This window comes from Paraburkholderia sp. BL23I1N1 (assembly GCF_003610295.1).
Taxonomy (GTDB): Bacteria; Pseudomonadota; Gammaproteobacteria; order Burkholderiales; family Burkholderiaceae; genus Paraburkholderia.
In genome coordinates, this window is sequence record NZ_RAPV01000001.1 from 6,352,427 (window position 1) to 6,377,579 (window position 25,153).

General features: G+C 62.6%; 19 protein-coding genes and 2 pseudogenes. 5 read left to right on the forward strand and 16 right to left on the reverse strand.

Features of this window, described 5'->3' with window-relative positions:
• The first annotated feature begins 15 nt into the window (after positions 1-15).
• Together B0G76_RS29765 and B0G76_RS29770 are read left to right on the forward strand one after the other, a co-directional pair.
• On the forward strand, positions 16-1,218 hold the full coding sequence (locus tag B0G76_RS29765) for a M20 aminoacylase family protein (protein WP_120295644.1): 1,203 nt from the start codon (positions 16-18) through the stop codon (positions 1,216-1,218).
• 90 nt (positions 1,219-1,308) lie between these two features.
• A complete protein-coding gene (locus tag B0G76_RS29770; RefSeq protein ID WP_120295645.1) occupies positions 1,309-2,604 on the forward strand; it encodes an MFS transporter in 1,296 nt (431 codons plus the stop codon).
• A gap of 69 nt (positions 2,605-2,673) precedes the next feature.
• On the opposite strand, the gene B0G76_RS29775 is transcribed toward B0G76_RS29770, so the two are convergent.
• Positions 2,674-4,329, reverse strand: coding sequence for an amidohydrolase (locus B0G76_RS29775; RefSeq protein ID WP_183082173.1), 1,656 nt, complete (start codon positions 4,327-4,329; stop codon positions 2,674-2,676).
• A 187-nt stretch (positions 4,330-4,516) separates the two neighbouring features.
• Here B0G76_RS29775 and B0G76_RS29780 point away from each other — a divergent pair, with 187 nt between their 5' ends.
• Positions 4,517-5,356, forward strand: coding sequence for a helix-turn-helix transcriptional regulator (locus B0G76_RS29780; RefSeq protein ID WP_120296911.1), 840 nt, complete (start codon positions 4,517-4,519; stop codon positions 5,354-5,356).
• Here the strand turns inward: B0G76_RS29780 and B0G76_RS29785 are convergent.
• The 12 genes and pseudogenes from B0G76_RS29785 to B0G76_RS29835 all read right to left on the reverse strand — a co-directional run bounded on the left by B0G76_RS29785 (position 5,313) and on the right by B0G76_RS29835 (position 18,205).
• Positions 5,313-6,747 (reverse strand): annotated as a pseudogene (locus B0G76_RS29785) (sodium:solute symporter). The gene B0G76_RS29780 and the pseudogene B0G76_RS29785 sit on opposite strands and share 44 nt — an antisense overlap.
• Before the next feature lie 18 nt (positions 6,748-6,765).
• Complete coding sequence (locus B0G76_RS29790; protein ID WP_120295647.1) at positions 6,766-6,975, reverse strand: DUF3311 domain-containing protein; 210 nt, start codon at positions 6,973-6,975, stop codon at positions 6,766-6,768.
• A gap of 4 nt (positions 6,976-6,979) precedes the next feature.
• Positions 6,980-8,410 carry an amidase family protein gene (locus B0G76_RS29795; protein ID WP_120295648.1) on the reverse strand — a complete coding sequence of 477 codons (1,431 nt, stop codon included), beginning with the start codon at positions 8,408-8,410 and terminating at the stop codon, positions 6,980-6,982.
• Between the two features lie 180 nt (positions 8,411-8,590).
• The gene (locus B0G76_RS29800; RefSeq protein ID WP_220700781.1) at positions 8,591-8,998 is read right to left on the reverse strand and encodes a cupin domain-containing protein; all 408 of its coding nucleotides are present in this window, start codon (positions 8,996-8,998) and stop codon (positions 8,591-8,593) included.
• A gap of 79 nt (positions 8,999-9,077) precedes the next feature.
• Positions 9,078-10,370 carry an FAD-binding oxidoreductase gene (locus B0G76_RS29805; protein WP_120295649.1) on the reverse strand — a complete coding sequence of 431 codons (1,293 nt, stop codon included), beginning with the start codon at positions 10,368-10,370 and terminating at the stop codon, positions 9,078-9,080.
• Positions 10,371-10,434: 64 nt separating this feature from the next.
• On the reverse strand, positions 10,435-12,009 hold the full coding sequence (locus tag B0G76_RS29810; RefSeq protein WP_120295650.1) for a DUF3138 family protein: 1,575 nt from the start codon (positions 12,007-12,009) through the stop codon (positions 10,435-10,437).
• Between the two features lie 52 nt (positions 12,010-12,061).
• The gene (locus B0G76_RS29815; protein WP_120295651.1) at positions 12,062-12,988 is read right to left on the reverse strand and encodes an ABC transporter permease subunit; all 927 of its coding nucleotides are present in this window, start codon (positions 12,986-12,988) and stop codon (positions 12,062-12,064) included.
• On the reverse strand, positions 12,985-13,959 hold the full coding sequence (locus B0G76_RS29820; protein WP_120295652.1) for an ABC transporter permease subunit: 975 nt from the start codon (positions 13,957-13,959) through the stop codon (positions 12,985-12,987). The genes B0G76_RS29815 and B0G76_RS29820 overlap by 4 nt, the downstream gene beginning before the upstream one ends.
• Complete coding sequence (locus B0G76_RS44965) at positions 13,956-14,561, reverse strand: TOBE domain-containing protein (RefSeq protein ID WP_409076770.1); 606 nt, start codon at positions 14,559-14,561, stop codon at positions 13,956-13,958. Before B0G76_RS44965 ends, B0G76_RS29820 begins: the two co-directional genes overlap by 4 nt.
• Before the next feature lie 57 nt (positions 14,562-14,618).
• Positions 14,619-15,106 (reverse strand): annotated as a pseudogene (locus B0G76_RS44970) (ABC transporter ATP-binding protein); the annotation flags it as partial.
• Positions 15,107-15,310: 204 nt separating this feature from the next.
• Positions 15,311-16,432 (reverse strand): polyamine ABC transporter substrate-binding protein, encoded by a 1,122-nt coding sequence (locus B0G76_RS29830; protein WP_120295653.1) that lies wholly within the window; start codon positions 16,430-16,432, stop codon positions 15,311-15,313.
• Between the two features lie 279 nt (positions 16,433-16,711).
• Positions 16,712-18,205 (reverse strand): aldehyde dehydrogenase, encoded by a 1,494-nt coding sequence (locus B0G76_RS29835; protein WP_120295654.1) that lies wholly within the window; start codon positions 18,203-18,205, stop codon positions 16,712-16,714.
• Positions 18,206-18,392: 187 nt separating this feature from the next.
• Between B0G76_RS29835 and B0G76_RS29840 the strand changes: the two genes are divergently transcribed.
• Positions 18,393-19,340, forward strand: coding sequence for a LysR substrate-binding domain-containing protein (locus B0G76_RS29840; RefSeq protein WP_120295655.1), 948 nt, complete (start codon positions 18,393-18,395; stop codon positions 19,338-19,340).
• 68 nt (positions 19,341-19,408) lie between these two features.
• The gene (locus B0G76_RS29845; protein ID WP_409076736.1) at positions 19,409-20,332 is read left to right on the forward strand and encodes an NAD(P)-dependent oxidoreductase; all 924 of its coding nucleotides are present in this window, start codon (positions 19,409-19,411) and stop codon (positions 20,330-20,332) included.
• Positions 20,333-20,406: 74 nt separating this feature from the next.
• Here the strand turns inward: B0G76_RS29845 and B0G76_RS29850 are convergent, their stop codons facing one another.
• The 3 genes from B0G76_RS29850 to sauS all read right to left on the reverse strand — a co-directional run bounded on the left by B0G76_RS29850 (position 20,407) and on the right by sauS (position 25,064).
• Positions 20,407-21,789 carry an MFS transporter gene (locus B0G76_RS29850; protein ID WP_120295657.1) on the reverse strand — a complete coding sequence of 461 codons (1,383 nt, stop codon included), beginning with the start codon at positions 21,787-21,789 and terminating at the stop codon, positions 20,407-20,409.
• 156 nt (positions 21,790-21,945) lie between these two features.
• Positions 21,946-23,622, reverse strand: coding sequence for an AMP-binding protein (locus B0G76_RS29855; protein WP_120295658.1), 1,677 nt, complete (start codon positions 23,620-23,622; stop codon positions 21,946-21,948).
• On the reverse strand, positions 23,619-25,064 hold the full coding sequence (sauS, locus tag B0G76_RS29860) for an acylating sulfoacetaldehyde dehydrogenase (RefSeq protein ID WP_120295659.1): 1,446 nt from the start codon (positions 25,062-25,064) through the stop codon (positions 23,619-23,621). Before sauS ends, B0G76_RS29855 begins: the two co-directional genes overlap by 4 nt.
• Positions 25,065-25,153 lie beyond the last annotated feature (89 nt).

Genomic DNA, 25,153 nt, shown 5'->3' on the forward strand with positions numbered 1-25,153 from the left:
CTTTACGCGGCGACTATGCGATCAACCCGTACCTGGTGCACCCTCGACGAAACGAGAGACCTCGCAGAGGAACTGAAAGACATCCGTCATCATTTGCACCAGCAACCCGAACTGGCTTACGAAGAGTTTCAGACCTCGGATTTCGTCGCAGAAACGCTTGAGCGCTGGGGTTACGACGTGACACGCGGCCTGGCGGGAACCGGTATGGTGGCGTCGCTGAAAGCCGGATCGTCGAGCCGCGGGGTCGCTGTCCGGGCGGATATGGACGCGCTGAAAATCGCCGAGCAAACCGGGCTGCCCTACGCCAGTGTCAGGCCAGGGCAGATGCACGCGTGCGGTCACGACGGTCACACAACAATGGTCCTGGGCGCTGCCCGTCATCTTGCGCGCACCCGCCGGTTCGACGGCACCGTTCATCTGGTGTTTCAACCCGCCGAGGAGATCGGCGGTTCAAACAGCGGCGCAAGCCGGATGATTGCCGACGGCCTGTTCGAGCGGTTTCCATGCGATGCGATTTTCGGATTGCACAATCATCCGGGTTACCCCGCAGGCACCTTCATGTTCCGAAGCGGCCAGTTCATGTCGGCCTCCGACATTGTGGACATCGTCATACGCGGACGCAGTGGCCATGCGGCACGCCCCCACCTCGCGATCGATCCCGTGATGATTGGTGCCATGCTGGTCGTCGCGCTCCAGTCGATCGTAGCGCGCAATGTAGATCCCATGCAGACGGCCGTGGTGACCGTGGGGGCGTTCAACGCGGGGCACGCCGCTAATGCGATCCCCGAAAAAGCACACTTGCGTCTGAGCGTGCGATCGTTCGACCCCGAGGTGCGTCAGCAACTTGAGACACGCATCCGTGCACTGGCGCAATCCATTGCGGAAGGTCATGGCGCAGAAGTCGAGATCAACTATGTAGCCGGTTACCCGACGGTCATCAACAGCGCGGCCGAGACTGAACTGGCGGCGCAAGTGGCGCGAGAGCTGGTGGGCGATGCATGCGTCATCGATCCATTCGAACGGATAGCCGGCAGCGAAGACTTCGCGTTCTATTTGCAACACAAGCCCGGATGCTTCCTGCGGCTGGGAAACGGCGAAGGCGCACCCATGCTGCACAACGCTTCCTATGATTTCAACGACCAGAACCTGACCGTAGGCGCGGCCTACTGGACGCGACTCGTCGAACGCTTTCTCGCGCCGGGTCAACCCGGTCTATAAGCATCGGCAATCACACAAAAAAGAGAACCGTCCTGCGTGGTGTCACGCCGGGCCGGCACATCGGAAATACCCGAACCAGGAGCGCAACGAATGTCAGCCACATCCTCATCGACTGCCACGTCCCCAACTACGTCCAGTTCCACCTCCTCGACCCGAATCGTCATTGCTGCCACCGTCGGCAACCTGCTCGAGTTTTACGACTTTACGGTCTACAGTTTCTTCACTTTGACAATCGCCAAAGTGTTTTTCCCGGCGAGCGATCCGATTGTCTCCACGCTACTTGCGCTTTCCGCATTTGCGATCGGATTTCTGGCTCGCCCGCTCGGTGGCTTCGTGCTCGGTCACTATGCCGATAAGCGGGGGCGTCGCGCGGCATTGACGTTGACGATCTTCCTGATGGCAATCGGCTCGGCGGTCATTGCACTGGCGCCCAGCTATGCATCGATCGGACTGGCCGCGCCTGTGCTGGTCATTCTTGCCCGGCTGTTGCAAGGCTTTGCCCAAGGCGGCGAATTTGGTGCGGCTACGGCGACATTGCTGGAGACCGGCTCGGATAGCGCCCGCGGCTTTCGTGCAAGCTGGCAGCTCGCCAGCCAGGGTGCCGCCGCGCTGCTGGGCTCCGGCACTGCCGCCCTGCTCACCTATTCGCTCACGGACAGCCAACTGCTGGATTGGGGATGGCGCGTGCCGTTCCTGATCGGTACGCTTATCATGCCAGTCGGTATCTATTTGCGCAGGCATGTGGTCGACGAGCCGCACCAGGCACATGCAGAAAAGATCGCCGTTTTTGAACCGGCACTGGTGCGCAAATGGTTTCTTGTCGTATTTACCATCATGGGCACCACGGTCGCCACCTATGTGCTGACCTACTACATCCCGGTCTACTCAACCCAATATCTCAAGTTGCCGCATAAGCTCTCGATGTTGACCTCGATCGGCGCGGCAATCTGCTCGTTGGCGTTGTGTCCGATATGGGGCGCGCTCTCCGATAAGCTACAGCGCCGCAAGCCGCTGATTGTGTATGGACGCCTTGCGCTTATCGCTCTCCTCCATCCGGCATTCTGGTTGATGAACCAGTTCCCGATACTGCCGGTTGTCGTCGGCATGGTCATCATCATGATGTTCTTCTACACCATGGGCTCCGCGCCTGCCTATGCGCTGATGCCCGAGAATTTCCCCAAGCATGCGCGGGCCGGCTATCTGGGTAGCGCCTATGCCGTGGCCGTGGCGTCGTTTGGCGGCACGGCTCAACTCGTGGCGGCCTGGTTGATCAAGGTGACGGGGAACGTGATGGCGCCCGCCTGGTACATGATCGCCTGCCTCGCGATTTCCCTGCTCGCGGCATGCATGCTCACCGAGACCGGCAACACGAACTTGCGTCAGTAGTGACGTGGCATCGACCCGGCAAATGCATCAAGCGGCTTTAATCTTCCGGGCGAACCCGTCGCCTGTTACTCAATCGAGACCGCCATACACGGCCTCGCCTTCGAACAGCGTCAGTTCCACCTCCACCTCCGCCAGCCGATGCGGCTCCACCGCACGGAGGTCATGCGACAACACCGCGAGCGACGCGGGCCGGCCGGTTGCGATGTGCCCGGCCTGATCGTCGAAACGCAGACTGAAGGCGGAGTGATGGGTGTACGCCTGCATCATCACATCGAGGCTGACGCGCTGCTCCGGGAGAAACACGGGCGCGTCCGGCTGGCCGGCGCGCGCGCGGCGTACCGCGTGCTCCATCGCGACCATTGGATTTGGCGTCGAGACGGGCCAGTCCGAGCCGCCGGAGAGCCTCACTCCGGCCCGAACCAGATCGCCGAACACATACTGCCGCGCGATGCGCGCATGGCCGACACGTTGCCGGTAAAGCGCCAGCAGGTCCGGCGAGACATCGGCCCAGACGCCCTGAACCGAGGCGATCGCGTCGACTTGCGCGAACCGTGCGACATCGGCCTCATCGATCATCTGCACGTGCGCGAGTTGCGGGCGACTCTCGCGGCTGGGGCGCTCGCGCTTCAGCGCGGCGAGCACGTCGAGCGCCATACGCACGGCGCGATCGCCAATCGTGTGGAAGTGCAGATCGAAGCCCTCGGCGTCGGCGGTGAACACCGCCTCGCGCAACTGCCGCGGCGTCCAGTGCGCGTTGCCGCTATGCGCGACGTCCGCATAGGGTTCGAGCAGCGCGCCGGTATGACTTTCGATCACGCCGTCGATAAAGATCTTCGCGGTATGCAGCCGCAGACGCCCGCCATGGTATGCCGCTCGCCATTCGCAGAGCTTGTCGATCTGCGAGCCGAGCGGCAGATTCGGCGACACCAGCAAGCCGAGGCTCACGTTTGCTTTCAATTCCCCGGCATCGCGCGCGCTCGCATAGGCATCCACGAGCCGTTGCCCGGCCATGGCCTCGAACCACCCCGTAATGCCGAACCGATGCGCCTGCTGTTGCGCTTTTTTAAGCGCCAGCACCGATTCCGCCGGACTCATTTGCGGCAGATGGCGAAACATCGCATACAGCGCCGCCTCGTGTACGACGCCGGTGGGCTCGCCGCTCCCATCGCGCTCGTAGATGCCGCCTTCGGGGTCGGGCGTCGCGGCATCCACACCCAGCGCGCGCAGTGCGGCGCTGTTCACGCAACCCGAGTGGACGTCGTGACCGATCAGCATCAGCGGACGGTCGGCAACGAACGTGTCGAGCGCCTCGCGGTGCAGCTTCGATCCCATGGCTTCGAGCGACACATTGCCGGCCATCACCCAGCTCCGCTCAGGATGCTCGCGCGCGCAGCGGCGCACCGCTTGCGCGATGGCCTCGAACGAATCCGCCGCGCCAAGATCCCCGTCGCAGGTTAACTGAAAGCCTTCCGCGGGGTGCGCGTGAGAATCGGTAAACGACGGCACGATCATGCGGCCGCGCAGATCGATCGTCTCGTGATCCCCGAACGCGCGAGGGCAATCCGAATAAGCGCCGAGCCACGCAATGCGCCCGTCCCGAATGACAACGCAGTCGACGCAGCGCGGCTTTGCGCCGCCGGTGTACACCACGCCGTTGCGCAATGTGCAGTTCTGGTAACGCTGCGCATCATGAGTCTGCTGCGAGTATGTCCTCGGTGAAAGCATCTCGTTCTCCATTATTCAGTCATCCATCGCACTCCGACTCTAGCGATAGAGGCATGCCCTGTCTGTCCCCGAAAGACGGGACAAGAACGCCGACGCATTCCCGCCAAAACAGGGCTTTCCAGCATAGGTGCGGGGGTTTTGTCGTGGTACATCTAGTGTCAGCCGTGCCCTGAAACAAATGGACTCCATGAAGACAGCCCAATCCTCCACCGACATCCTCCTGAACCAGCTCGCTCTCACGACAGAGGCTCTGGGTCCCGCCGTGGAAGCTGTCGGCTCCGCCCAATTTCTCCCCACGCTGTACGAGGGCCTCGTGCGATTCGTCGATTTCGACGCACTGCATCTCGATTACGATCAGAGCTCGCCGAGAGGCCGCCGCGTCGGCTGGATAGGCAGCTTCGGCAAGAATCCGGAGTTGATCCAGCAGACGATGGAGCTCTATTACCGCAGCTACGCGAACGACGACCCGACCTTCGGAGAAGGCGGATACGGCAAGGAAGTGCAGTTGCTCCAGGTGTCCGCGCAACGGGTCGACGCCGAACTCAGGCGTGCGTTCTACGATATCGGGGACATTCACGACGAATGCGTCGTGGGCAGTGCCTTGCAGGACATGACGTATGGAATGTCGGTGTGTCGCACACGGCGGCTTCCACCGTTTTCGCTCAAGGAATTGAGCATCGTGAAACACCTCGCCACCCTTGTTTTACCGCTCGCCGCATTGCATAAGCGGCTGGCCGGCGCCATCTCGACAGACACAGGAACCAGCGGAATTCCCGACAGCCTGGTTGCCCAATGGCTCGGGCAATCGCGCGCGAAATTGACGTCGCGCGAAGCAACGGTGTGCTCCGCCTTCATTCAGGGCATGACGACTCAGGCCGTCGCGGTCTCGATGGGTGTGAAGCCTTCAACGGTGGAAACCTACGCGAAACGCGCTTTCGCAAAACTCGAAATCGCGTCGCGCAGGCAATTGCTGGCGTCTTTCGTCAGGAGTGTTCCGCTTCGCGAGCAGAGCCTGCACGCGAATTGATGTCGTGGCTCACCGTGCGCGTTCCCGTTGCGCGCAGCAAATAATGGATTGCCGCGACAGTCACGACATTGGCGATCAGGCAAGGCAAACCAGGATTGATGCCACCCAGGCTGAACTTGCCAAGATATAAGGCGACGGCGAGGCCTTGCCCGACGAGAATACCGGCCGTGACCGCGACCGGTTTGACGCGCAGCGAGAACAGCACCGCGATCAACCCCGGAAAGAACTGGCCCACGCCGTAATACGTCGTGTTGAACAGCGTGAGCATCAGAGTCGGTGTTGCCGACGTCATGACGATCGAAGCGGCGAGATAGAGCACGATCACTATTTTCGCGGCCGTTTTTTTGCCGTTGCCCCGACAGCGTCGGCAACAGATTGCGACTCACAATCGGCCCGATCGCGAGACACATGCCGGTCAGGACGAGCAACCCGGAGAGTGCCGCTGCCGCGGCGACGAGTCCGAGGAGCCACGAAGGCAGCAAGTCGTTCGCCGCGACGAAGAACGCCTCGTTCGCCGAATTCAGGTGATAGTGCTGGCTGATCGCGTAGTACGAAGCCACGACCAGAAACGGATACATCAGCATGTACAGCGGCATGGCGATCTGGGTGCGCCGGATGGTGTTGCCGCTCTTCGCTGTAAAGTATATCTGCACACCGAACGGCATTGCCATGAAGCCCAGCGACTGGAACAGGATCGTGCTCATCGCGAACCGCAACTGTTCAGCGTTCATCCGGTTGCTGACCTGCAGGCCCGCCTCGTGGAACACCGTTGTCACGCCGACGCGTTGCGCGACGGCAAGACCGGTCACCACGATAGCCACGACCATCAGGATATCCGTCAGCACTGCGACATAGGCAGACGACCGGATACCCGCGATCATGATATAGGCGAACGCTAGCACGGCCGCGATCGTAACCAGATGGAGCGGTTCGAATTGCCATCCGAGGCCACGGAACGCCGCCACCAGTCCGGTGAACTGCAGTTGCGCCATCGGCAGCAGAAACAGGATGGAGGTCAGCGCGACAACGACCTCCAGGGTGCGGCTCTGAAAATGTCCCTTGAACAGATCCGGCAGCGTGATCGCATTGAAGCGCTTGCCCGCCTCCCAGATTTCCGGCCCGAGGAAATAGCCCAAAGGATAGGCGAGCAGAATATAGCCAAGGAACCAGATGCCGTAGGTCGGTCCTTTGGCATAGATCCCGCCTGCAAAGCCCACCATGGTCGCCACGCTGTAGATCTCCCCTGCAGCGAGGAAAAATACGAGAAACGTGCCGAACTGGCGCGACGCGACGAAGAAGTCGTGGACGCTCTGCGCGCCCACGCCCTGCCGCGAGCGCAACGCGAGGACAAACGAAAAAAGGATGAAGCCGGCGAATACCACGGTTGACATGCAGGTGCTCCCGTCTAATCAGGCATCGGGTGAAGCGGCGTCGCCGGCACGCCTGTCGAAGCAATGCCAGCAGATGAACAGACAGACGGATGTCAGTCCGAACCAGAGGAACATCCAGGCGTAGATGAGGGGCACGCCCACCACGTCGACATCCGTGGAGGCGATCCAGGGCAGGAGCCCCAGAACGCCGATATAGGGCAACCCCAGGCCGATCAGGACCTTCATCATCGCGTCATCCCGCGCGATGGGCCGTATCGTTGACCGGATCGATCGGCGTAAAGACGCCGGCGCGCGCCTCGATCGCCTCGCCTGCCGCGAGGCAGAGCGCCTCGCCAAAACGGCCGGCAACGATTTGCACGCCTGCCGGCACCCCTTCGCGAACGGGCGTCGGCACGGAGAGACCCGGCAAGCCGAGAACGGCCGTTGCGAGCAGCGGACCCTGCGCCTCGAGGATGCGGCGCATCGCGGCGTCGCCGTTCTGATCCGCATCGATTGCGAACGGGCGCTGACAGGAGACCGGCATCAACAGCAGCGGATAGCGCTCGAAGAAAGCCTGCCATTCGCGCAGCAATCCGGTGCGTTGCGAGAGACCGTTCATGTAGCCGGTCATATCGAGCGGCGGTGCGATGCGCCGCTGACTGCCGAATGCGGTGCGAAGCGCTTCGTCGCCGTAAGCCTGAATGGTCTCTTCGAGCCCGCTCAGCGATTCATTGGTGACCAGCTTCAACCACAGCTCGCACGCTTCCTCGAAGCGCGGCGGCACCACCTCCTCGACCACACAGCCGGCGTCTTCCAGCCAGCGTGCTGCCTGGTGGATGGCCTTGACGACGACGTCGTCAGTGGGAATGCCCGGCAGCCGTGCGCAGACGGCGACACGTGTGGGAAACGGCGCCTCGTTGCCGGTCGGCGGAACCGGCATCCACCAGACATCGCGCTGATCCGGCGCTTCCATGGCCGCCAACGCAAGCCGCAGGTCACCGACGGTGCGTGCAAGCGGACCCTGAACCGAGGCGAGCTGGACCGCTAGCGTCCGGTCGCGGCTTTGCGTCGAATTGTAGGCAGGAACGCGGCCCGTGGTGGGGCGCAGCCCCGCCACACCGCATGCATAGGCAGGATACCGAATCGATCCGCCGAGGTCGTTGCCATGCGCGATCGCGCCAATGCCCGCTGCCACAGCGGCCGCGGCGCCGCCGCTGGACCCGCCTGGCGTCAGACCGGCATCCCAGAGGTTCAGCGTTCTGCCATAGAGATCGTTGTCGGTAAACCACCGGTACGAAAACGCCGGCGCATTGCTGCGCCCGATAATGACGGCACCTGCCTTTCGCAGATTCGCCACGACCGGGCTGTCGTCGTGCGCAATGAGGTCCTTGAATGCGGTGACGCCGTTGGTGGTCGCAAAACCCGCCATGTCGACGTTCACCTTCACCGTGACCGGTACACCGTGCAGCACGCCCGGCGTTTCGCCGCGACCGATGGCGGCGTCGGCTGCCGCGGCGGCCTCGAGGGCGCTGTCAGCGAGCACGTCGACAATCGCGTTGATGTGCGGATTGACTTCCTCCATCCGCTTCAGGCTGCTTTGAACAAGCTCCGTCGACGAGACGTCGCGGCGCGCGACGAGAGCCGCCATTTCAGTTGCGCTCAGGCGCCACAATTCCTGGTTCACTTGTGCTCCTCCATGCTTTTTATGTCGATTGAATCCGTGGGACGCTCGATCGCCGCCACGCTGGAAACAGGCTAACCGGGCCCGCGTGATCGTAAAAGACGATCTTTTCTTCAAGGAGCCCACCGGAGGTTGTCACCCCCGGCGGAGCCGCTTGTCGTCCATGTACCGAGGCAATCCCCGTTACTGTGCGTTGTTGTCGGTCGAAAACGGCCCGGATGAAGCATCCGCACGCGGCGCATGCGATACGTAGATCTTGCGGCACGACTCCACCACCTCCCACGTGCCAGAAAATCCGCACGGGATCACAAACCGGTCGCCCGCGCGAAACACCTTTTCTTGCCCTGCCCGGTCGCGGACCACGGACGTACCGCTCAAGATTTCGCAGTATTCCTCTTCGTCGTATTCCACCTCCCAATGCCCCGCGGTGCTCTCCCACGTACCGCAGCTAAATCGTCCGCACGGGCTGATGAAGCGATGCGTCAAGATCTGCATGGGATTGCCCGACAACAGCTTCCCGCGCGGCACGCGATACTGGATCAGTTCGCCTTCTTCCTTGCTGAATTCAACGATGTTCGAGATGTCTGCCACGATCGGCCTCCGTCAATTGAGTGTTCGAGAATGTTCCGGCGCGTCTGGGTGCGCGCCCACAGTTAGGTGTCTTGTGCGCTCAATGTGCGTCGCGCATCGTGTTCCAGGCCATTGCCAACGCGAGCATCGGCGCGCGCAACATACGCCCTCCCGGGAAGTCGCGATGCCGGATCTTCTCGAACAGGTCGAAGCGCGCGGCTTGGGCATCGATTGCCTCCGCGATCAACAAACCCGCGAGCCCTGTCACGTTCACCCCATGTCCTGAGAAGCCCTGCGCGAAATACACGGTCGGCTCGATCCGGCCGAAATGCGGCGCACGGTTCATCGTGATATCGACAAAGCCGCCCCACGCGTAGTCGATCTTCATGTCGGCGAGTTGCGGAAAGGTCTTCAGCATGTCGCCACGCATTGCCTCGACGAGCCTCGCCGGCATGCGCGTGGAAGGGCTCGCCTTGCCGCCCCAGAGCAGTCGGCGGTCCTTCGAGAAACGAAAATAGTCGAGTGGGAACTTGGTGTCGCAGACTGCCGCGTTCGTCGGCAATAGCGCCTGCGCCCTCGCCTCGTCGAGCGGCTCGGTGGCGATCACGAAGGTCCCCGCCGGCATGATCTTGCGGGCGAGCGCAGGCGCAAGACTGCCGAGATAGGCGTTGCATGCGAGCACCACGTAACGTGCGTCGACATGCCCGTGCTCGCACGTGACCCGGTGCCCATGGGCCGTTTTTTCCACCGACGACGCGCAGGTGGCCTCGTAGATGTAGACGCCCGCTTCATGCGCCGCGCGAGCGAGCCCCAGCGTGTAGTTGAGCGGATGCAGGTGGCCGCTGTTATCGTCGTAAAGGCCACCGACGTACCGGTCCGAATCGACGAAGCCGGACAGTTGGCCGCGCTCGACATAGCGGTACCCGTGATAGTCGAAGCGCGATGCCGCTTCGTCGCGCCACGCGCGCAATTCGTCGGCGTGACGTGGCTTGTTCGCGGCGGTCAGAAAACCACTGGTCAGGTCGCAGTCGATGCCATGCTTCTGCACCCGTTCCCGAACCATCCCGGCCGATTCGAGGCCCATGGTCCAGACGCGCTGAACATCTTCGCGCGGCATGTATTGCGCAAACGTGTCGATCCCGCACGCATAGCCGCCGATCAGCTGGCCGCCATTGCGTCCGCTGGCACCCCAGCCGATCTTCGAGGCTTCAAGCACGACGACCGAATAGTCGCGTTCGGCGAGGTTCAGCGCCGTTGAGATGCCGGTGAGCCCACCGCCGATGACGCACACGTCGGCGGAGATCGCCCCCTGAAGCGACGGATGACGTGTGGAATCGTTGGCGGTGGCTGCGTAATACGAAGGAACGTGCGGCTGATACGCGAATTTGAGCATGGGCGAAAAACGTGAGTTGAAGAATGGCAGCGGCGCCCCTTAAGCGGGCACCGCCGGCCATTCGTTAGAACGAGTAGATGAATTGCGCCGCGAGCAGGTCGTTCGATTTCGAGTACGAACCGTCGTCACGCAGGAATACTCTGTTGTTGGCCCAGTCGTGCCGGTATTCGACCTTCACGATGATTTGCTGGGTCGGAAAGAACAACAGGTCGAGCGCGACGTCCTGGCGTGTCGCGCCCTTGCACTCGAAGCCGGCCCCGCCGTTGGCCTTCGAGTTCGAGAGACAGTTCGAGTCGATGCCAAAGCCGTTATACGGATCCATGCCGTTGCCGTTGAGGCCGATGCCGCCCCCACCGCCGCCGTTCTTGCTGTCGACGAGCAGGTCGTATCGGGCCGTCACGCCCATATGGCCGACCACCGGCATCGTGAACTTGCGGTGCGCGAGCAATGACAAGCCGTACCACTGCGCGAGCCCGCCATTGAAGGCCGCGTGCTGTTGCTGGCCGTAGTCGAGCTCGGCGTTGTACTGCACGTCGGCCAGCTGGTAGGTTGCATCCATCTCGGTGAAATAAAAGGTGCCATAGGCGCTCGGGGCCTGGCCCCCGGAACCGTAGACCACGGTGCCCGTCGCCGGATCAAGACCGCTAGGCAGCGTTTGCCGCCCGATGTTGAACGAGCCGCCGATATCGAGTTGACTGCCATGCAGGTAGTCGACCCGCGCACTGAAGGTTGGCATCTTGTTGCTCGTCGTGATCGGATCGCCCAGCGCGTTCACGCCGGTCTGTGTGACGGCGCCGTTCGTGCGGAGCTGCTCATTGCCAAGCAGGAACTTCCAGGCCCAGTGATCACCCAGGTAGTTGACGCCCGCGCCGATATAGCTGCCCGGATCCGAGAAGTCATAGAGCATGTTGTGCGTGAGGGTCAACATCAGGTTCGAAGGCTGGCCCTCATAGCCGCCAAGCGCCGGCATGAGACCCGCCACGACCGAGGTTGTGTTGGTCAGCGGCACGGTCGCGACCGCTGTGTTCAGAATATTGAACCCGCTGTTGCTATGCTCGTTCATCAAGTACATGCCGGCGCCGCGATTGGGCATCAGCGTGATTTCCGCAGACGGCGCCGTCGGCCCCACGCCGAAGGTCTTCTTGATGTCGAGATACACGTCGCCGAACGTGCTGTTGAAATAGTTGTAGGCGTTATCGTGGTTCGCGAAGAGGAACGACGACGTGCCCGCCGCACGGTTGTAGATGTAGGTCGGATCGATGTAGCCGGTGATCGACAGGCCCGCGATCGGCCCGGTGGTGGCCGCGTCCGTGAGCGAATCCACCTTGAGTTGCTGGTTCGCCATCTGCTGCTTCATCTGCGTCACTTCGTCGTTCGTCAGCCGCGCGGGCGCGGTGCCATAGCCGGGCGACGTGACATCAACTACCGGCGCCACTACAGGCGCCACAGCGGGCGCCTTGGCAACGGACTGACTCTTCGCCGCAGGTTTCGCCGCGAGCTCGGACTTGAGCGCCTTCACTTCTTTTTGCATCGCGTCCAGCTGGGCCTGCATCGCCTTGATCTGGTCGCTGGTCGCGTTCGCCGCGGCAAGCCCTGGCAGAGTCCCCGCCACCAGCAGGCAAATCAACTTCTTCGTCATGAAAGTTCTCCGAGTCATTTGTTATTGGGGTATTTCGGCGAGAGGGTAAAAATCAGATCGCGCGGCGACGTGCTGCCTCGCCGCCCGGTTGCGCGGAGGTTGGCCGAACGACTGACGGCCTGGGGGGATCGGCTTGCTTTTCGGCTTGGCTCCCGGCGATGTGAACGTCCCGCGCAAGGCGGCGTTCGCGCGCCAGTATCACGCGATTGGCGGCCACCACGCCGATCGTCACGACGGTGATGAACATCGTGGCGATCGCATTCATTTCCGGATTCAGCCCCATTCGGACACGCGAGAACACGACGAGCGGCAGCGTGGTCCAGCCCGGCCCGGAGAGGAACGCGGACAGGATCACGTCGTCGATCGAAACGGTGAACGAAAGCAACCAGCCAGAGACCAGTGCCTGCGCGATCAGCGGCAGCGTGATCGCGAAGAACACCTTGAGGGGTGTCGCGCCGAGATCGAGCGCGGCCTCCTCAAGGGAGCGGTCCAGCTCCTTCACGCGCGATTGCACGATGATGGCGACGAAGGACACGCACAACATCACGTGACCGATCCAGATCGTCAGCAAGCCGCGCCCGGCGGGCCATCCGAACAACTGCTGCGTGGTCACGAAAAGCAGCAGCAGCGAGATACCCTGAATCACTTCGGGGATCACGAGCGGCGCATTGATCATTGCGGTGAAGAACGTGAACCCGCGAAAGCGCCCCATGCGCGCGAGCACGAACCCCGCCCACGTACCGAGCACGACTGACGCGCTTGCGGTCATCAAGGCGATCTTCAGCGACAACCAGGCGGCCGTCAGCAACTCGGCATCGTGCATCAGGACGCCGTACCATTTCAGCGAGAAGCCCGACCAGACGGTGACGAGCTTCGATTCGTTAAACGAATAGACGACGAGGCTGACGATCGGGATATAGAGAAACAGAAATCCGACCGTGAGGATGCTGGTTGAAAGAATTCGGTTCGGCTTGATCATTGCGCCTCCTCCATTTCCTTGACCTGGTAGTACTGAAATACCGCCATGGGCAGAAGGAGCAGCATCACCATCGCCACGGTAACGGCGGAGGCCATCGGCCAGTCCATGTTGTTGAAGAACTCATCCCACATCACGCGGCCCAGCATCAACGTGTCGGCGCCGCCGAGCAGTTCGGGGATCACGTACTCGCCCACCGCGGGGATATACACGAGCAGGCTGCCTGCGATGATTCCGTTCTTCGACAGCGGCAACGTGATACGCGTGAACGCCACCCACGGTTTTGCGCCGAGGTCGTACGCGGCTTCAAGCAGCGTGAGGTCCATCTTCACGAGATGCGCGTAAAGCGGCATCACCATGAACGGGAGATACGAATAGACCATGCCGATATACACGCCCGCATTGCTGTGATAAAGGCGCAAAGGCGTATGAATCAGACCGATCACCATGAGTGCGTGATTGAGCAGGCCGTCGTCCTTGAGAATGCCGACCCACGCATAGACACGAATCAGGAACGACGTCCAGAACGGCAGCATCACGGCCATCATCAGCAGGTTGCGGGTGGCGGGCGCCGAACGCGCAATGTAGTAGCTGATGGGATAGCCGATCACGAGACACAGGACGGTTGAAATCGCCGCCGTCTTGAGCGAGCTGATGTAGGTGGCGATGTACAGGTCGTCCTGCAGCAGGAACGCGTAGTGACTGAGCTGCATGGCGAAGTGCACCATGCCGTCCTTGACCGTCACAAGATCCGTGTACGGCGGAATGCCCAGGCGCAGATCGGCGAAGCTGATTTTCAGCACCAGCACAAACGGCAACGCGAAGAACACGAAGAGCCACAGGAACGGGATGCCGATGACCGCGTTGCGGCCCGAAGGCAGCAACCTGGCGGCAGAGCGTCTCAACGCGACGGCGAGGCCAGCGCGGCGCGAGGCTTCGTTCGCGGCAATGGCGCGGTTGGCGGACGGATTCATTGCGTCACCACCACGCTGCTCGCGCTCGACCACGAAACGAACACCTCGTCGTTCCAGGCAGGAGCGTCCTCCTTCATCAGGCTGGCGCTGTCGAGATTCGACACCACGGTCTTTCCGCCCGGAAGCCGCACGTGATAGAGCGAATAGCTGCCCATGTAGGCGATGTCCGTGACCACGCCGCGCGCCCAGTTGTGGAGCGCCTCCGGTCTTGCGTGCGAGACGCGCACCCGCTCTGGCCGCACGGAAATGCCTACGGGCATGCCAATCGGTCCCGTCACGCCGTGACTGATGTACAGGAGATTTTCGAGCTCCTCGCTTTCCACGACGATGTGATCGGGTTCGTCCTCGACCACGGTCCCTTCGAACAGATTGGTCGAACCGATGAACCCGGCACTGAAACGGCTGTTGGGGTACTCGTAGACTTCGCTGGGCGAACCGATCTGCACGATGCCGCCTTCGCTCATTACAGCGAGGCGGCCAGCCATCGTCATCGCCTCCTCCTGGTCGTGCGTCACCATCACGCAGGTCACGCCGACTCTCTCGATGATGTTGACAAGCTCCAGTTGGGTCTGACGGCGTATCTTCTTGTCGAGCGCGGACATCGGCTCATCGAGCAGGAGCAGCTTGGGACGCTTCACGAGCGAGCGGGCCAGCGCCACGCGTTGCTGCTGCCCACCCGAGAGTTGATGGGGTTTTCGCTGCGCGTACCCGCTCATTTGCACGAGTTCGAGTGCGCCGGCAACGCGTTCGTGAATCTCGTTGGCAGGCGTTCCCTCCTGCTTCAGCCCGAATGCAATATTCGCCTCGACACTCATATGCGGGAACAGCGCATACGACTGAAACATCATGTTGATGGGCGGTGGTACGGCGGCAGCGTCGCAAGATCTTCGCCGTCGACGAAAATGCGTCCGGACGTAACCGTCTCGAGGCCGGCCAGCATGCGCAGTAACGTGGACTTGCCGCAGCCGGAACTGCCGAGCAGCGCGAACAGCTCGTTCCTGGCGATGCTCAGGCTGACATCGTCGACGGCGACGCTGTCGCCGAACTTTTTGACGACGTTCTCGATACGGACGAACTCATTCGGATTGCCATGGCCACTGCGCGAAACACCGCGCATTTCGCGCGTGTCGATAACGGGTTTTTCCATTCTCGGAAAAATATAATTTATTTAGTTAAACTAACTTTACTGTCTGCGCAATTGCCGTTTTATTTGTGGCATTAGCGGACGCTTGAATTGCAGCGCCTGCTCACCTCATGCACGGCCTCGTGCCAGCGCAAACAGACCCAGATCTCAGGCAGGCGGCGGCACCCTGCGATGCACGCCTGCGTCAGATGTCACGCACTTCCCCTTTCAGCCGCCCGACTTGAGTTGCAACCACAAGCGGTTCAAAAGGCGTGAGATTTCAGGTGTATGCGCCTTCGCCAACGTCATCCTGCGCAGCACGTCGTCGGGGAGATAGACGTTGGGGTCCTGCGCGATCGCCGGGTTCACGAGCGCGCGCGCGGGCTTGTTCGCGGTCGGATAGTAAATCTCGTTCGTGATCGCGGCGTTCACCTTCGGATCCTGGATGTAGTTGATCCACTTCATCGCAGCCTCCGGATGCGGCGCGTCTTTCGGCACCGCCATGACGTCGAACCACACCGCGCCACCTTCCTTCGGGTTCGAGAACCGGATCTCGTACGAGCGCTTCGCATCCAGTGTGCGCCGGCGCGCCAGGCCCACATCGCCCGACCAGCCAAGCGCGAGGCACACGTCGTTGTTCGCGAGGTCGTCTGCGTAAGCGGTCGAGTTGAACTGTGTGATGTACGGACGGATTTTCTTCAGCACCTCGTAGGCGGCCTGATAATCGGCCGCATTCTTGCTGTTCTCGTCGAGGCCCATGTACTGCATCGCGGCGCCAAACACGTCGTCCGGGGCGTCGAGAACCGACACGCCGCATCCCTTCAGTTTCGATACGTTCTCCGGATTGAACAGCAGCGCCCAACTGTCGAGCGGCGCGTTCTCGCCAAGACGCTTTTTGACCGCCTGGACGTTGTAGCCCAGGCCATCCGTCCCCCATGCCCAAGGCACGCCATACTGGTTGCCCGGATCGCCGTCGGCGATCTTGCTCATCAGCGCGGGATCGAGGTTCGCGAGGTTCGGAATCTTCGACTTGTCGAGCTTCTGATACACGCCGGCCTGGATCTGTCTCGACATGAAGTTCGACGTCGGCACGACGATGTCATAGCCCGAGCTGCCGGCGAGCAGTTTGGTCTGCAGGGTGTCGTCGCTGTCGTAGCTGTCGTAGTGCACCTTGATGCCGGTCAGCTTCTCGAAGTTCGGCACGGTGTCCTTCGCGATGTACTCGGACCAGTTATAGATGTTCAGCTCGGTATCCGCGGCATATGCCGACGGGTTCGCGATGGGCGTGAGACCGGCGGTTACAGCAAGCGCCGCGATGGAGATGGCATGACGACGAAAACGGGTACGCATAACGAAGTCTCCTGATAGTGTGTTTCAGCGGTGCCCTGGCGCGCGATCGCGGCGGATAGGCAAAGCTGGTATGAAATCTCGCTACTGGTCCATTGCATGACACACTCTATCGCCCGAAAAATACGATGTCTGTCCCTGGAACACGGGACAGCGGTGTTCGCGCGCGCCAGTCTCTTTCGTGGGTTTTGTGTAGGCGCGGGTAAATTGCCGTAATAAGCGCGAGTGTTCGTCAGCACGCACGGCGAGCGTGTAAGGAGCAATCGCGCACATCATGCGTGGCTAGCGCAGCCGGATGACCGTCGACTTCAGCTCGGTGTATTTCTCCAGCGCGTGCAGCGACTTGTCGCGCCCATTGCCGGACTGCCCGTAACCGCCGAAGGGGAAGCTCATGTCGCCGCCACCTTCGTTGTAGCAGTTCACCCAGACGGTGCCCGCGCGCAGGCGCCTTGCCACCTCGTGCGCGGTGGTCACGTCGGCGGACCAGACGGCGGCGGCGAGTCCGTATTCGGTGTCGTTGGCGATTTGCACGGCCTCGTCGACCGTGTCGAACACGATCACCGACAGCACCGGCCCGAAGATTTCCTCGCGTGCGATCCCGGCGTCCGGACTCACTTCGAACACCGTCGGCTCGATGTAGAAGCCGCCCGTCTCCTCCTTGACCCGCGACCCGCCAGTAACGAGCTTGCCCTCTTTCCGGCCAGCTTCGATGTACTCCAGCACCCGGTCCAGCTGGATCCGGTCGACAATCGCGCCCATCGTCACGCCAGGGTCGAGCGGATGTCCCGGCGCATAGGAACGTGCCGCCTCAAGCAGCTTCTCCATGAACACGCCCTTGATGTCGCGATGCACGAGCAGGCGCGAACCGGCCGTACACATCTCACCCATGTTGAAGAAGATCGCGTCGGCAGCCGCTTTGGCCGCGCGATCGAGATCCGGACAATCGGGCAGCACGATATTGGGCGACTTGCCGCCCAGTTCGAGCCAGACGCGCTTCAGGTTGGATTGCGCGGCCTGCTGCATGATGAGCTTGCCGGTCCGTGTCGAGCCGGTGAACGCAATACAGTCAACATCGCCATGCGCCGCCAGCAGCCTGCCCGGCTCGGCACCGCCCGGCACGACGTTGAATACCCCAGGCGGCAACCCCGCCTCATGCGCGAGCTGCGCGATGCGAATCGCCGTAAGCGGCGATTTCTCCGAGGGCTTGAGCACGACGCTGTTACCCGCGGCGAGCGCGGGGCCAAACTTCCATGCCGCCATCAGCAGCGGGAAATTCCACGGCACGACGGCGGCCACAACGCCCATCGGCTCGCGCGTCACGAGACCGACGAGGTGCTGATCGGCGGGCACAACCTCGCCGCCCACCTTGTCGATCGCCTCCGCGTACCACGCCACACAGTGTGCCGCGGCCGGCACGTCGATCATGGTCGTGTCGCCGATCGGCTTGCCCGAATCGAGCGTTTCCAGCAAGGCGAGTTCCTCGAGATGCTCGTGCATCAAGGCCGCCCAGCGAAGCAGCACAGCTTTACGCTCGCGCGGATTCAAACCCGCCCACACTCCTTCGTCGAACGCGCGGCGAGCGGCGGCAACGGCCGCGTCGATGTCGGCCTCGCCGCAATCCGCCACCCGCGCGAGCTCGCGGCCGTCGATCGGGCTTGCGCATAGAAAAGTCTTGCCGTCGCACGCATGGCTCAGTGCGCCGTTAATGAATGCACGCCCCTCGATTGCGAGGGTAGCGGCTTTGTCCTGCCAGTCAGCGAAGGTCTTCTTGTTCATTAGGATACCTCTATAGAATGACGTGAGCCGGGCCACCTCGCCACGCATGTGCGTGACGCGGCGGCCCGGCCGGTGCGGAAGCCGTGACAGCGTACTCAGATAAAATTCGGATCAGAAGACGATAAATTATTGACGGAGACAACCCTGCGTTGTCACGCGCAAGGCGTTGAAACAAGGCGAACGAGACATGAAAGACCATTACCTGAAAGCCTGGCTTGCTCTCGTGGAAACGGGCAGTATCCGCGGCGCGGCACGCCATCTGCATCTGAGTCAGGCCGCCGTCACCAAGGCCGTGCGGGAACTCGAACAGGACCTCGATGCGCCGCTGATCATGCGCAGTTCGCGCGGCGTGACGCTGACCGAGTGCGGCCATCAACTCACGGTGCGCGCGCGCCTGGCGCAATCTCAGCTGGCGCTGGCACGCCAGGACATCCAGCAGATTCTGGGCGGCAAGCGCAGCCACGTTTCGACGGCGGTCACGCCCATGGTGTTCCTCGGCGTGCTGCCCGACGTGATCGAACGCTTTCGCAAAAGCATGCCCCTCGCGGAGCTCACCTTCGAGGAAGGCCTGATGCCTCACGTGCTCCATGCACTGCGCGATGGCTCGATCGATTTCGCCGTTGCCGCGCCCGCCGAAGAGGAGGTCAGCGTCGAGTTCGATTTCGAACCGCTGCAGACGCTCGAAACAATCGTGGCATGCCGGCGGGGGCATCCGCTGGAAAAGGCGACCGAATGGCGGCAATTGCTCGACTGCAAGTGGGTCATGAACCTCTCGCCCGGCAGTCAGCACAGCAATCTGCTCGACTATCTGCGCCGAACGCGGCAATCGCTGCCCACGCGCATCATCCGGACCAACACGTTCGGCGTCAGCTGGAGTCTGATGGCGCGCAGCGACGCGCTGCTCGTGTGCCCGGCCGGCATGCTCAATACGGAACCGTACGGGCAGCAGGCGAGTCGCGTGCCTTTACAGATGGCATTGCCGCCGCTCAAGCTCGGCATCCTGAAGCTACGCGACGCGCCGCTTTCGCTTGCGGCGGACAAGCTCGCTGAACTCTTCCGGCAGGAAATTACGTCGAACAGGTATGGCCTCGCTCCAACCAGCGGTAAACGCACCAGGCCGGCGGCGGGTCACTGATCATGCGCCGAGCCGCTCAACGGCCCTGCTGAGATAATTGATTCCCTCTCTCTCCCCAGCCACGAGAAATGCCAATGAACGCTCCATCCCCCCTCTCTTCGAGCGACGCCGTGCGCCGCGTCGCCTTTCTCGGCCTCGGCGTCATGGGTTATCCGATGGCCGGGCATCTGGCGAAGGCCGGCCTCGATGTAACGGTCTACAACCGCACCGCGCAAAAAGCTGAGCAATGGGTCGCCGAGTACGGCGGGCGCGCTGCACACACGCCCCGCGAAGCCGTGGACGGCGCCGAACTGGTGCTGGCCTGCGTGGGTAACGACGACGATCTGCGCGAGATCACCCTGGGCGACCACGGCGCGTTTGCGGGCATGGCGCGCGGCACGCCCTTCGTCGATCACACCACCACCTTGGCGAACGTCGCCCGGGAACTCGCGGATATCGCAACCACGCAGCGTTTGCACTTCATCGACGCGCCGGTTTCAGGCGGCCAGTCCGGCGCGCAAAACGGCAAACTGACCATCATGTGTGGCGGCGACGCGGCTGCATTCGAGCGTTGCGCGGCAACGCTGCACCATTACGCAGCCGCCGTCACGCTGATTGGCCCGACCGGCGCCGGCCAACTGGCCAAAATGGTCAATCAGATCTGCGTCGCCAGCATCGTGCAGGGGCTGTCCGAAGCGATCCATTTCGGCGAGAACGCAGGCCTCGATATGACCCGCGTCCTGGAGGTGATCGGCAAGGGCGCGGCGGCGAGCTGGCAGATGGAGAACCGCGGCAAGACCATGATCGAGGGCAAGTTCGATCACGGCTTCGCTGTCGACTGGATGCGCAAGGACCTCGGTTTCTGCCTCGACGAAGCGAAGCGCATTGGCGTGTCGCTGCCCGTGACCGCGCTGGTCGATCAGTTCTACGGCGACGTTCAGGCGCTGGGCGGCTACCGCTACGACACATCAAGCCTCATCTGGCGTCTGCGCAAGCTCACGCCTGCCAGCTAAAAACGGGCGGCATTGACGAGCGAGCGAGTGGACACCTGGCGTTGGCTCCCTCGGCCCGCTCGCCCAGGCACGACTTATCTGCGCCAGCGCAGTGGACGACGCAGATGGTGCCGCTCCAGCCGCACCCCGGCGCTCGCCGGGAGAAACGCGGGCATGCCGTCCAGCGCTCTGCCGTCGAGCCGTTCGCGCTCCTCGTCGGCCTCGACCGTTCTCGTCGGATCGATGAACAGCGCGGCCACGATCCCCACCCCCAGCAAACACGCGGAAATCGTGAACGGCACGTTATAACTGCCGGTTGTCTCGATCAGATAGCCGAACACCACGGGCGATATCATGCCGGCCACGCCGAAGCCCGTGTTCATCATGCCGCCCGCCGTCCCGGCGTATCGGCCGCCAATGTCGAGCGGCAAGGTCCACAACACAGGATTCGTGATCTCGAGAAAGAAGAACGACGCCGACAGGAACAGCACCGCCATCAGCGGATTGGTGGCGAACACCATCGGCAGCAGGAATACGAGCGAACCACCCATGCCTGTTACGAGCACGGCGCAGCGTGCAAAGCGCAGGCGGCCGGTGCGCTTGTAGAGCCGATCCGAGACAACGCCGCCCAGCGTATCGCCGATCACGCCCGCGAGCAGCGGCAGCGCCGTGAACAGCGCCAGTTGCTTGAGATCGAAGCCGCGGGCTTCCTTCAGGTACGAAGGCAGCCAGGTCAGATAGACCCACAGCAGCCAGCCGTAGCAGAAGTCGACAAACGTGACGAGCCACATGCGGCGAATCAGTTTGCGCCACGGCGTGGCCGCACGCTTGGCGCGTTCGCAGTCGCCGGCGCGGTAGCCGATCTCGGCCGTTTCCTCGGGCGTCACGCGCCGGTTCTGCTCCGGCGAGTTCGTAAAGACGCACAGGTACAGCACCGTCCACGCGAGGCTCGCCACGCCGAGCAGGATGAACGCGTCGCGCCAGCCGCCCGCCACTACCACCGCGAGCACGAGCGGCGGCGTGACCGCGCCGCCGAGGCGGGCGAAGCTATGGGTGATGCCCTGAGCGAAACCGCGCTCCGCCGCCGGCATCCAGTAGGTAAAGGCACGCGTCGCGGTCGGGAACGCGCCGCCCTCGCCGATGCCAAGTGCGAACCGCAACGCGACGAGCATCGCGACGCTGCCGGCGAAGCCGGTGGCGAGCGTCGCCGCCCCCCAGATCAGCGATAGCACCGTCAGCACCAGTTTCGGCCCGTACTTGTCGGACAGCCAGCCGCCGATAACCTGCATGAACGCGTACGGATAAGCGAAAGCGGAAAACACGAGGCCGAGCTGAACCGTCGTCAGCCCCATTTCGTGGCGGATGATGGGGCCGGCCACGGCAATGTTCACGCGGTCGATGTACGAAATGAAATACATCAGGCACATGACGGCCAGGATGATGTGGCGCGTCTTCACGCGCCGCTTGTGCGTTTGCATGCTGTCTCCTGTGTTTCTTGTGTGACGCCGGTGGCGTCTGTGGTCGTTCGATCCGTACGTCGTATTGCGGTGAGCCACGCGTAACTCGGCGCGCCCTCCTCCTGAGCTGGCCGGCGCGATCCGGGCGTGCCGAGGCCTGTGCCGATGAACGCGCCGTCAGGTGGGCACGAGCTTCAGGCGCTGGACCTTGCCCGAGGGTCCACGGGGCAGTTCGGCGACGAAGCGAAACTCCTTCGGCGTCTTGTAGCGGCCCAGTTCGCGCAGACAGTGTTCGCGCAAATCGGCGATGTCGAGCGCGCCTTGCCCCTGCCCCTGATCCACGCGAGGCACGATGAAGGCGACGATCTCCTGCCCGTAGGCGGCATCCGGCACGCCCACCACCGCCGCATCCAGCACGCCGGGGTGTTTGAGCAGCGCTTCATCGATCTCGCGCGGGGCAATGTTTTCGCCGCCCTTGATGATCAATTCCTTCGCACGGCCGTTGATGTAGAAGTAGCCGTCGCTATCGCGATAGCCGAGGTCGCCGGTGCGCAGCCAGCCGTCCGCGGTGAAGGCCGCACGCGTTTCCACAGCGCGCTTGTAATAGCCGCGCATGACCTGTTCGCCACGCAGCACCAGTTCGCCGCACTCGTTGGGCGCGCATTCGCGGCCGTCACGATCGATCACTTTCGCTTCACCGCCCGAAGGCAGACCGATGCTGCCGATTCTTCGGCTCTCTGGATCGTATGGATTGCTGAACACTGGCGCGGCGGTTTCGGTCATGCCCATCGTTTCGATGATGCCGACCCCGAAGCGCGCCTCGAACGCGCGGTGATGATCGACGGGTAGCGCCGCCGACGCACTGCGGCAGAACCTCAGCGCCGACAGGTCGAACGTGCAGGGTTCGTCGTTGTTGAGCAGATAGGCGACGATCGTCGGCACCACGTTGATCCAGGTGCAACCGTGGCGCGTGACATCGCGCCAGTAGGTGCGCGCGGAAAACCGCGGCGCCATGACCACCGAGCCGCCATGAAAGAGCGGCGCAAGCAGCGTCACGACGAGACCGTTGATGTGGTAAAGCGGCAAGGCGGCAAAAACCCGGTCGCTGGCGCCGAGCCGGTGTTCGTGCGAGATGTTGCGCGCATTGGCGAACAGGTTTCGATGGTCCAGCAGGACGCCCTTCGGTGCGCCCGTGGTGCCGGATGTGTACATCAGCAGCGCCACGTCGTTTTGATCTGGTTCTCCGTGTGGTAACGATTCGGAATCCCAAGCGCTTATAGATGGAGATTGCGTACAGGGCGCACCCTCTGCCGACGCCCCTTGCGCGGCAATACCACCTGTCGTTTCCATCAGTGCAGCTTCCACGCAAACCGGCACAGGCACCGGCGCCACCGCACCATCGGGCTCGGTACGAACCAGCGCAACGGTGCGGGTAATGCCTTGCTCGCGCAAGCCTTCGATCGCGTTCGACATCGCCGCGTGCGTATCGCTGGAAACAAACACCATGCGCGTGTCCGAATGCTCCACGATATAGCGCAACTGCGACGGCTGGCACAGCAGATTGAGCGGATTGGCAACGAGCCCGCTGTACATGGCCCCAAGCAGCAGCCTGGCCGTATGGATACCGTTGCCCATAAAGACCGAAACAACATCGCCGGCCTGCAAGCCTGCTTCGTGAAAGACCGTCTCAAGCGCGCGGCAGTCGTCGCGCAGTTGCGCGAAGGTCAACACGTCGGCATGCGCGGCTGCGCCGCCCTCGTCGGGAGATTCAGGGGCCGCCAGCAGGAACGGCTTGTCGGGAAACTGCGCGGCGCGCGCGTCGATCAGGGCGCGAATCGTACGAGGCGTCTTCATTTGCCATACCTCACGAAGAAATCCCCGAGTACGTCGTCCAGTTCCGGGACACGCTCCTCGATCGGATAGGCCACGCGCGTAATATTCAGGTAATGATGAAAGTTGAGATTGCTCGAAAAATTGTTGCGGCCCCACGTTCCGCATCCCATTGAAAGCGAGAATGGCAAGCCGTTATCGAAGTTGCCGCCGGTCGCGAGGCAATGCGCCTGATTCACGATCACGCGCGCCACCGGCAGCGTCGAGCCGAGTTGCACCGCCTGCCCGGGGTCGGTGGAATGCAGGCCGACCGAGTGCCCAGCTCCCATGTACGCGTAGATGCCGCGCACAATGCCGGCAGCGGCATCGAAGGTTTTCGCGCGATAGACGGTCAGCACCGGCGCGAGCTTCTCCCCTGAGAACGGGTAGTCAGCGCCGAAGCCGGTTTCTTCCACCATCAGGAATGCGGGCTCACGTGCCGCAATGTCGTCGAGGCCCGCCGCCCGCGCAATGAATGTGGCCGAATGTGCGGTGCAGTGTGCCGACAGCTTGCCGTTCGACCACAGGGCGGCCTGCAGCTGCGCCTTTTGCGCGGCGTCGAGCATCACGCCGCCGCAGGCGCTCAGTTCGGCCAGCATGTTCGCGTAGACCGCAGATTCGATGACCACACTGTTTTCCGACGAACAACTGGTCGCGTTGTCGAACGTTTTCGAACGCGCAATCTTGTGCGCTGCATCGTGCAAATCGGCCGACGCGGTGACGATCGACGCCACGTTGCCCGCGCCCACGCCGAACGCGGGCGTCCCGCTTGCGTAAGCCATCCGCACATTCGCCTGCGACCCGGTCGCCACGACCAGATCGCACTGCCGCATCAGTTCGGCGGTGGCCGCCTTGCTGATCGGCGCGGGCAGCATCTGGACGAGTTCGGGCGCGAGCCCGACTTTGGCGAATTGCGCGTGAATGAATTCGATCAACAACGCGCACGACGAATAACCCTTGGGCGAAGGCGCCACGATCACGGCATTGCCGCATTTGAGGGCGTTGACGATCTTGTTGATCGGCGTGGCCGCCGGATTGGTGGACGGCGTGATCGCCGCCACCACGCCGACTGCCCGTGCAATCTCGACGATACCGGTGGCGTCATCGCGCTCGATCACCCCCGTGGTTTTCTGCCCGCGCAGATCGCGCAATAGTCCGAGCGTCTTACGAAAGTTCTTGCGGAACTTGTCGTTGGCGTTGCCGAGACCGGTGTCGCGCACCGCCAGCTCGGCCAGTTGCCGGTTGCGGGCGGGTTCCATGATCGCCCACGCGGCGGCGTCGGCGGCGGCATCGAGCACCGCCTGCCCCGCAGACTCGAATTCGCGCTGTGCGGCACGCGCACGGGCAACGAGTGTCGCGACAACGCGCTCACCTTCGCTCTGCGCGCTCGCGTGCGCAGCTTCGGCTTCTGTGGCCCTAACGTTCATACGGTTCACTCCGGACGGAAAAGATGGGTGTGGATACCAATCTAGTGAGCCGTAGCTGCTTCGGAGTCCCGTTTTTTGAACTATCCCTT